Here is a 7,822-nt window from a genome sequence, read left to right as displayed (position 1 = left end):
GGCTGGGGCATCCTCCTCTATCTCCGCCAGGAAGGGCGCGGCATCGGCCTCGTCAACAAGCTCCGTGCCTATTCGCTGCAGGACCAGGGCTTCGACACGGTCGACGCCAACATCCGCCTGGGTTTCGGCGATGACGAACGGAACTTCGGCGTCGCCGCCCGAATGCTCGAGCAGCTGTCGCAGCCCGAGGTGAGGCTTCTCACCAACAACCCGCGCAAGGTGGCGGGGCTCGACGCCGCTGGGGTCAAGGTGGCGGAGCAGGTGCCGCTCAGGACCGGCTCGAACCGCCACAACCAGGCCTATCTGGAGACGAAACGCCTCCGCAGCGGCCACCAGCTCTAGGAGAGCAGCCGGGCAACGCCTTCGAAGCTGTGGGCAATGGCATGGGCGCCGAGTGCCTTGAGGCGTTCGCCGTGGCCGTCGAAGCAATGGTTTCCCGCCGCCAGCCCGATCACGAACGCGCCCGACGCGACGGCTCCCGTCACGCCCACCGGCGAATCCTCAATAATTGCAAGACGGTCGATCGGCACCCCGATCGCCGCGGCGGCATGGAGATAGATGTCCGGCGCTGGCTTACCCCGGCTCACGTCCCGCCGGCCGCTGAAGATGCGCCCTTCGAAGTGATGCCGCAGCTTCAGATGATCGAGATGCGCGTCGATCCATTCTGGCGAGCTCGACGAAGCGATTGCCCGCGGCAGATCGGCCGGAAGGCTCTCGATGAAGGCGACGGCGCCGGCCACCGCTCCGACGCCCTCAGCAAGCGCACGCGCGTCCTCGGCTCTCCGCTCCTCGTGAAAATCCGCGGGAAGAGGCCGTCCGATCCAATGTTCGATCGCCTCGAGGAAGTCGCGCCCCGCCAGCCCCATGAACTCCCGCATCGATTCTTCGACGCTCGTGGGGTGGCCGATGCGGGTGAGATAGTCGGCGATCTGCTTGTTGCCGACATATTCGCTCTCGATCAGCACGCCGTCGAAATCGAAGATGATCGCGTCGTATTTCATAGGCTCCTCCGGGGGAGGAGCCGGCGATGCAATCCCTCGAACCTCAAAACCGCTCACCAAACAAGGCGGTGCCGACGCGAATGTGGGTGGCTCCGATCGTCACCGCGGCCTCGTAATCCGCCGACATTCCCATGCTGAGCGCGCTGACGCCATGCCGCCGCCCAAGCTTGGCAAGGAGGGCGAAATAAGGCGCAGGCTCCACATCGGCGGGAGGGATGCACATCAGCCCGGCAACCGGCAGACCAGCCTCGCGGCACTGCTCCAACAGCACGGGCAACTCGGGAACGGGGCAGCCGCCTTTCTGCGGCTCACCGCCGATGTTCACCTGCACGAAGCAGCGCGGACGCCGGTCCAGCGCCTCCATCGCCCTGCCGAGCGCCGCCACGAGCGACGGCCGATCGACGGAATGGATGCAATCGAACAGCGCCACGGCTTCCGCGGCCTTGTTGGACTGCAGCTGGCCGATCAGGTGCAGCTCCACGTCCGGATAGGCCTGCTTGAGCGCCGGCCATTTCGCCTCGGCCTCCTGAACGCGGTTCTCACCGAAGGCACGCTGCCCCGCCTCGAGCAGCGGCACGATGTCCTCGGCGGGGTGGGTTTTCGACCCGGCGATCAGAGTCACGTCACCCGCTTCGCGCCCAGCCAGCCGGGCTGCGCGGGCAATGGCCGAGCGCACCGCCTGGAGCCGCGCTGAAGGTAATGCCTCATCCATGGCGGCTGCTATAGGAAGGGCGATGCAGCGCCGCCAGCCTCTGCCCCGCCTCTGGCTGATGACCGACGAGCGCCAGGGCGAGGCGCTCTGGACGGCGATTGAACGGCTTCCGCGGGGGGCAGGCATCGTTTTCCGGCACTACAGCCTGCCGCCGGCTGAACGGCGGAAGCTCTTCCTGGCGGTGAAGAGACGCGCCCGAAGGCACCACCTGACACTGATCCTTGCCGGCACTTCCGAGGAAGCGGCCTCATATGGAGCCGAGGGCTTTCACCGGCGCCAGTCCGCCCGCAAGCCGCCGGGGCTGATCCGCACAGCCCCCGCGCACAATCTGCGGGAACTCCGTTCCGCCGAGCGAGGCGGAGCCGACCTCGTGTTCCTGTCACCGGCGTTCGACACCCGCTCCCACCCGGACAAGGGGAGCCTCGGGCCGCTGCGCTTCATGCTGCTGGCAAGGCGCGCGCGGGTGCCGGTGATCGCGCTCGGAGGAATGAATGCCCGTCGCGCGCGAAGACTCGGCTCGGCGATCTACGGCTGGGCTGGAATAGACGCGTGGGCGCGTCAGAAGCGGAAGGCGGTGCCCACGTAGACGGCCTGGCTGTCGCGCCGATCATCCTCGAGCGGACGGAGCCGGTCGTGCTGGATCTTGTAGCGGACGCCGCCGGTGACTGCGACGTTCTTGCCGACATCGTAGGAGCCGCCGACGTCGAGCGAGTAGCTGCTCTCCAGCGGCATCACGCGCTGGAGCGTGCCGTCGCTCCGTTCCGCGCCGACATTGACCCGGCCGGTGAACTTCTTGCCGGAGTAGCTGACGCCGACCTCGGCAGCTTCGCGGCCGCCGGGGATCGGCCCGCCCTGCACGCGCGCAACGTCGCCTGACAGCGCGAAGCGCTTCCAACCGACTGCGAGGCCGAGATTATAAGCCGTGGGCGTAATCGCGGTGACCGGTGAAGCGGAGGTTTCGTTGAGGACCCGGGCGGCCTGCGCCGGAGTCGCCGCACGGGCGCGGACCGCGACCTTGACGGCCTTGCTTCGGTCGAGCGAGGCGGAGGAGGGCGTGAAGCGGAAGCTTCCCGGAGTGAAGCCGCGGCGCGCGAACTCGGCGGCAAGGCGCGGATCGGCGACTGCGGGCGTGAAGCTGCCTGCAGTGAAGGTCCGCGTCGCGGCCGGCCGTTTGGCCTTCTGCGTCTGATTGGAAGCGGCAAGCGCCGGAGTGAGCACGACCGCAAGCGCGGCGATCGCCACGCTCCCGACTGCTCCACTGGCACCAAGCTTCAACACGTCCGACTCCCCTAACGCCGATCATGTAATCACGTCTCCAACGCTAAACCAGCGAAGTGGAGCCCGGCGTCGTCGAATAGCATCAGCATGTTGCATCTTTTCCACAGAGGAAGGTTAAGAGCGCCGGGCGAGAGACGCTTGCCGCCGCCGCCCTCTTATCTATAACGGCAGCCGACCACCCATTTCTTGAGGATCTGCCGAATGGCCCGCCCCGTACACCTGCTTTTGGCGATCGCCTGCGCCTCGACCCTTTCCGGCTGCGAATTCATCCGCGACGACATCAACAAGACGCTCGGGAAGGGCCCGGACCAGGGGTACCGGCAGGCGGACCTCGCCGCTGCGCAGGTGACGACGATCGGCGTCAACTCCTACCTGTGGCGCGCGGCGCTCGACACGCTCTCCTTCGCTCCGCTCGCGCAGGTCGACTCCGCCGGCGGCGTGATCGTGACCGACTGGTATTCCAATCCAAGCGCCCCCGGCGACCGAGTGAAGGTGACCGCAACCATCATGGATGCGAACCTCCGCGCAGACGCTCTCCGCGTCGCGGCCTCGCGCCAGGTGCTCCAGAACGGCCAGTGGGTCGAGGCTCCGGTCTCCGCCGCAACCGTGCAGCGGCTCGAGGAGATCATCCTCACCAAGGCGCGCGACCTCCGCCGAAACGCCAGCAGCGGCTAAGGCATAATCATGGCCGGGCGCTTCAATCCGCTCCAGGCAGACGCGCACTGGCAAGGGGTATGGGAGGAGAAGGGCTCCTTCCGCGCCTCCAGCAGCAGTTCCAAGCCGCGCAGCTACGTGCTCGAGATGTTCCCCTATCCGTCGGGGCGCATCCACATGGGCCACGTCCGCAACTACACGATGGGCGACGTGCTCGCCCGCTACCGCCGGATGAAGGGCTTCGAGGTTCTCCACCCGATGGGCTGGGACGCGTTCGGGATGCCCGCCGAGAATGCGGCGATGGAGAAGAAGGTCCATCCCGGCGAATGGACCCGCGCCAACATCGCGACGATGCGCGGGCAGCTGAAGCGGCTCGGCTTCGCGCTCGACTGGAGCCGCGAGCTCGCAACCTGCGAGCCCGATTATTACGGCCATGAGCAGGCGCTGTTCCTGGACCTTTACGAGGCGGGGCTCGTCTTCCGGAAGGAGAGCGAGGTCAATTGGGACCCGGTCGACATGACCGTGCTCGCCAACGAACAGGTGATCGACGGCCGCGGCTGGCGCTCCGGCACGCTCGTCGAGCGGCGGAAACTGAGCCAGTGGTTCCTCAAGATCACCGACTTCGCCGAGGAGCTGCTGGACGGGCTCGGCACCCTCGATCAGTGGCCCGACAAGGTTCGGCTGATGCAGGAGAACTGGATCGGCAAGAGCCAGGGCATGCGCTTCAGCTTCAAGCTCGCCTCTCCCCTCCCTGCAGGGGAGGGAATCAGCTCCCTGGACGTCTTCACGACGCGCCCTGACACGATCTTCGGCGCGAGCTTCGCGGCGGTCTCGCCCGATCACCCCATCGCGCTGGCGCTGGCGGGGCAGGACGATGCGGTCGCCGCGTTCATCGCCGAGTGCAAGCAGGGCGGGACCACGGCCGCCGAGCTTGAGACGGCGGAGAAAAAGGGCTTCGACACCGGCCTCAAGGTGCTTCACCCGCTCGACGCCGAGTGGCAGCTCCCGCTCTACATCGCCAATTTCGTGCTGATGGATTACGGGACCGGCGCGATCTTCGGCGTTCCGGGCCACGATCAGCGGGATTTCGAGTTCGCCACCAAATACGGGCTCCCGATCCGGCGCGTCGTTGCTGCCTCCCCAGATCAGGCCGGCCAGCCGTTCGCGGACGAGGCCGAAACCGGCGGCGGAGTGATCGTGAACTCCCGCTTCCTCGATGGGCTCGGCGTCGAAGCGGCCAAGGCGGAGGTCATCCGCCGCGCGGAAGCGGACGGCTGGGGCGAGGGAACCACCGTCTGGCGCCTGCGCGATTGGGGCGTGTCGCGCCAGCGTTATTGGGGCACTCCGATCCCCGTCATCCACTGCGGATCGTGCGGCGCGGTGCCGGTGCCGAAGGACCAGCTCCCTGTCGTGCTTCCGGAGGACGTCACCTTCGACATCCCCGGCAACCCGCTCGACCGCCACCCGACGTGGAAGCATGTCGACTGCCCGAGCTGCGGGGCCGCCGCGGTGCGTGAGACCGACACGCTCGACACCTTCGTGGACTCGAGCTGGTATTTCATCCGCTTCGCCAGCCAGCCCCGCGACCGGCCATTCGACCGCGCGGAGGCGGAACAATGGCTTCCGGTGGGGCAGTATATCGGCGGTGTCGAGCACGCGATCCTGCACCTGCTCTACGCGCGCTTCTGGACGCGGGCGCTGAAGCGGATCGGGCTCCTCGACGTCGAGGAGCCGTTCAAGGGCCTCTTCACCCAGGGCATGGTGACGCACGAGACCTACAAAGCCGGCGACGGCAGCTGGCTTTCGCCGGACGAGGTGAGGCGGGACGGCGACGACTGGATCCACATCGAAAGCGGCCACCCGGTGACGACGGGCCGCGTCGAGAAGATGTCCAAATCGAAGAAGAACACCGTCGATCCGGAACCGATCGTCGATCAGTACGGGGCTGACGCGGTGCGCTGGTTCATGCTTTCGGACAGCCCGCCGGAGCGCGACCTGCCCTGGAGCGAAGCCGGGATCGAGGGCTCCTGGCGCTTCGTCCAGCGGCTGTGGCGGATGACTTCGGATGCGTCACGCGGCGAGGGCGAGGATCGGGCACTCGACCGCAAGCTCCACCAGACCATCGCCAGCGTGGGCGCCAATATCGAGGCGCTCGCCTTCAACAAGGCCGTCGCAAACCTCTACGAGCTTGCCAACGCGGTCGAGAAGGCGCCCGCCTCCGAGTCTCGCACCGGGGCAGCCCAGACCCTGCTGCTCCTCGTCGCCCCGATGGCGCCGCATCTGGCCGAGGAAGCCTGGCGCGCGCTCGGCCGGAAAGGCTTGATCGCCGACGCCGCGTGGCCCGAGGCGGATCCGGCGCTGCTCATCGAGGACGAGGTGACGATCGCGGTGCAGGTGAACGGCAAGCTCCGCGACACGCTTACGGCGCCGAAGGGCGCGCCGCGCGAGGCGCTTGAGGAGATGGCGCTCGCCTCGGACAAGATCGTGCGGATCCTCGAAGGCAAGGCGCCGCGGAAGGTGATCGTGGTGCCCGATCGCCTCGTGAATCTGGTCGCATGAACCGGTTTTTGCTCCTCTGTTTCGTGGCGCTGCTCGGCGGCTGCACATTGCGGCCGCTCTACGCCGGCGGAGGCAAGGGTCATGTCGCGCAGACGCTGCAATCGATCGACATCGCGCCGATCGGCGGCCGCGCCGGCTGGCTGGTGCGCACCGCACTGGAAGACCGGATGGGCAAAGGCGGCTCCGGCTCCAAATACCGGCTTGAGATCGAGCTCGACGACGACATCACCGGCTTCGGTATCCGCTCCGGCAACGCCATCACTCGCGAGCGGCGGACGCTCCGGGCGCGCTACCGGCTCGTCGAAGCATCCGTGGGCACGGTCCTGCTCGATGCAACCGCAGGCTCCGACGTTGGGGTGGACGTGGTGAGCTCCGAATATGCCACCGTGGCGGCCGAGCAGACGGCGCTGGAGCGGCTTTCGAGGGAGCTTGCGGACCAGATCGTCTCCCGCGTCGGCCTCTATGCGTCGCGGTTCCCGGCGGCGCCGTGAAGGCCAACCGGCCGCAGATCGAGCGGGCGCTGAAGGCCCGCGACGAGAGCATCCGCCTCTTTCTCCTCTACGGTCCCGACGAAGCAGGCTCGCGGGCGCTTGCGAAGCTCCTTGCAGCGGCAATGGGTCCGGAAGCGGAGCGCGTCGACCTCAGCGGCTCCGATCTCAAAGGCGACCCCGCCCGCCTCGCCGACGAGGCGGCTTCCATCTCGCTGTTCGGGGGAGCCCGCTACATCTGGGTCGAGCCGGCCGGCGACGATTCTGCGGAAGCGGCCGAAGCCTTGGTGGGGGCTGCAACCGCCGGCAACCCGGTCGTGATGCTCGCAGGCGCGCTGAAGCCTGCCTCGCGCCTCCTGAAGCTCGCCCTTGCCGCACCCTGCGCCATGGCCTGCGCCAGCTACGTCCCCGAGGCGGGAGAGGCGGACAAACTCGTGATCGAGATGGGCCGCGAAGTCGGGCTTTCGATCCGGAGGGACGTCGCTCGCCGGATCGCCGACGGATGCGCCGGCAACCGGGCGGTGATCGCGCAGGAGCTCGCCAAGCTCGCTCTGTTCCTGGACGCTTCGCCCGAGCGCCCGAAGCCGCTGGAGGACGATGCTCTGGATGCGGTTGGAGCGGCGAGCGAGGAGGGGGATCTCAGCCGCCTCGTCGACAGCGTCCTCGGCGGCGACGCCGCAGGCCTCGAAGCGGAGCTGACACGGCTCCACAGTGTGGGAGTCGAGGGCATATCGCTGGTGCGCCCCGCCTTGCTGCGGCGATTGGCGCTGCTGGCGAAACTCCGCGCCGAGGTGGATCAGGGGAACAGCGTAACCGCAGTCATGGCGTCATCGGGCAAGTCATTGTTCTGGAAGGACAAAGACGCGATCGGTGCCCAGCTTTCCCGCTGGCGGTCCGATCTCCTCGCGAAGGCGATGGGACGAGTGATGGACGTGCAGCGGCAGGTGATCAGCCCGGGCGGGATCGGGGCGCTTGCGGTCGATGAGGAGCTGTTCGCGATCTGCCGGCAGGCGGCGCGGCTCCGCTGAGGCTTAGATGCGCTCGCCGCTGAGGCGCTGGCAGATCATGTCGAGCTGATCGAGCGTCGAGTAGCCGAGCGCCACGCTGCCGCCATCCGGCCGGTGCGTGAT

Annotated in this window: 9 protein-coding genes and 1 pseudogene; 6 read left to right on the top strand and 4 right to left on the bottom strand. The window is 67.7% G+C overall.

Annotated elements, in window-relative coordinates; genetic code table 11:
- Positions 1-342, top strand: a 342-nt coding sequence (ribA, locus tag VF662_RS16710; RefSeq protein ID WP_464143081.1) for a GTP cyclohydrolase II RibA, incomplete at its 5' end; no start/stop codon positions are given.
- Here the strand turns inward: ribA and VF662_RS16705 are convergent.
- Together VF662_RS16705 and VF662_RS16700 are read right to left on the bottom strand one after the other, a co-directional pair.
- Positions 339-1,001 carry an HAD family hydrolase gene (locus tag VF662_RS16705; protein WP_464143080.1) on the bottom strand — a complete coding sequence of 221 codons (663 nt, stop codon included), beginning with the start codon at positions 999-1,001 and terminating at the stop codon, positions 339-341. The genes ribA and VF662_RS16705 overlap by 4 nt on opposite strands.
- Before the next feature lie 43 nt (positions 1,002-1,044).
- Entirely contained in the window at positions 1,045-1,713 is a 669-nt protein-coding gene (locus tag VF662_RS16700; protein WP_464143079.1) for a YggS family pyridoxal phosphate-dependent enzyme, read from the bottom strand.
- A 22-nt stretch (positions 1,714-1,735) separates the two neighbouring features.
- Between VF662_RS16700 and VF662_RS16695 the strand changes: the two genes are divergently transcribed.
- Complete coding sequence (locus VF662_RS16695; RefSeq protein ID WP_464143078.1) at positions 1,736-2,299, top strand: thiamine phosphate synthase; 564 nt, start codon at positions 1,736-1,738, stop codon at positions 2,297-2,299.
- On the opposite strand, the gene VF662_RS16690 is transcribed toward VF662_RS16695, so the two are convergent.
- Positions 2,272-2,991, bottom strand: coding sequence for a hypothetical protein (locus VF662_RS16690; protein WP_464143077.1), 720 nt, complete (start codon positions 2,989-2,991; stop codon positions 2,272-2,274). The genes VF662_RS16695 and VF662_RS16690 overlap by 28 nt on opposite strands.
- Before the next feature lie 201 nt (positions 2,992-3,192).
- On the opposite strand from VF662_RS16690, the gene VF662_RS16685 reads away from it, so the two are divergent.
- Genes VF662_RS16685 through holA form a run of 4 tightly spaced genes read left to right on the top strand, consistent with a single transcriptional unit; the run spans position 3,193 to position 7,720 of the window.
- Complete coding sequence (locus VF662_RS16685; RefSeq protein WP_464143076.1) at positions 3,193-3,666, top strand: DUF3576 domain-containing protein; 474 nt, start codon at positions 3,193-3,195, stop codon at positions 3,664-3,666.
- Positions 3,667-3,675: 9 nt separating this feature from the next.
- A complete protein-coding gene (gene leuS, locus VF662_RS16680) occupies positions 3,676-6,204 on the top strand; it encodes a leucine--tRNA ligase (RefSeq protein WP_464143075.1) in 2,529 nt (842 codons plus the stop codon).
- Positions 6,201-6,695 carry an LPS assembly lipoprotein LptE gene (lptE, locus tag VF662_RS16675; RefSeq protein WP_464143074.1) on the top strand — a complete coding sequence of 165 codons (495 nt, stop codon included), beginning with the start codon at positions 6,201-6,203 and terminating at the stop codon, positions 6,693-6,695. Before leuS ends, lptE begins: the two co-directional genes overlap by 4 nt.
- Entirely contained in the window at positions 6,692-7,720 is a 1,029-nt protein-coding gene (gene holA, locus VF662_RS16670) for a DNA polymerase III subunit delta (protein WP_464143073.1), read from the top strand. The genes lptE and holA overlap by 4 nt, the downstream gene beginning before the upstream one ends.
- A 3-nt stretch (positions 7,721-7,723) precedes the next feature.
- Here holA and VF662_RS16665 read toward each other — a convergent pair.
- Positions 7,724-7,822 (bottom strand): annotated as a pseudogene (locus VF662_RS16665) (ParB/RepB/Spo0J family partition protein); the annotation flags it as partial.

Origin of the sequence: Allosphingosinicella sp., from assembly GCF_036387215.1 — a bacterium.
Taxonomy (GTDB): Bacteria; Pseudomonadota; Alphaproteobacteria; order Sphingomonadales; family Sphingomonadaceae; genus Allosphingosinicella.
Note: the sequence above shows the minus strand (reverse complement) of the source record. Positions and strands in the feature narration are given on the sequence as shown.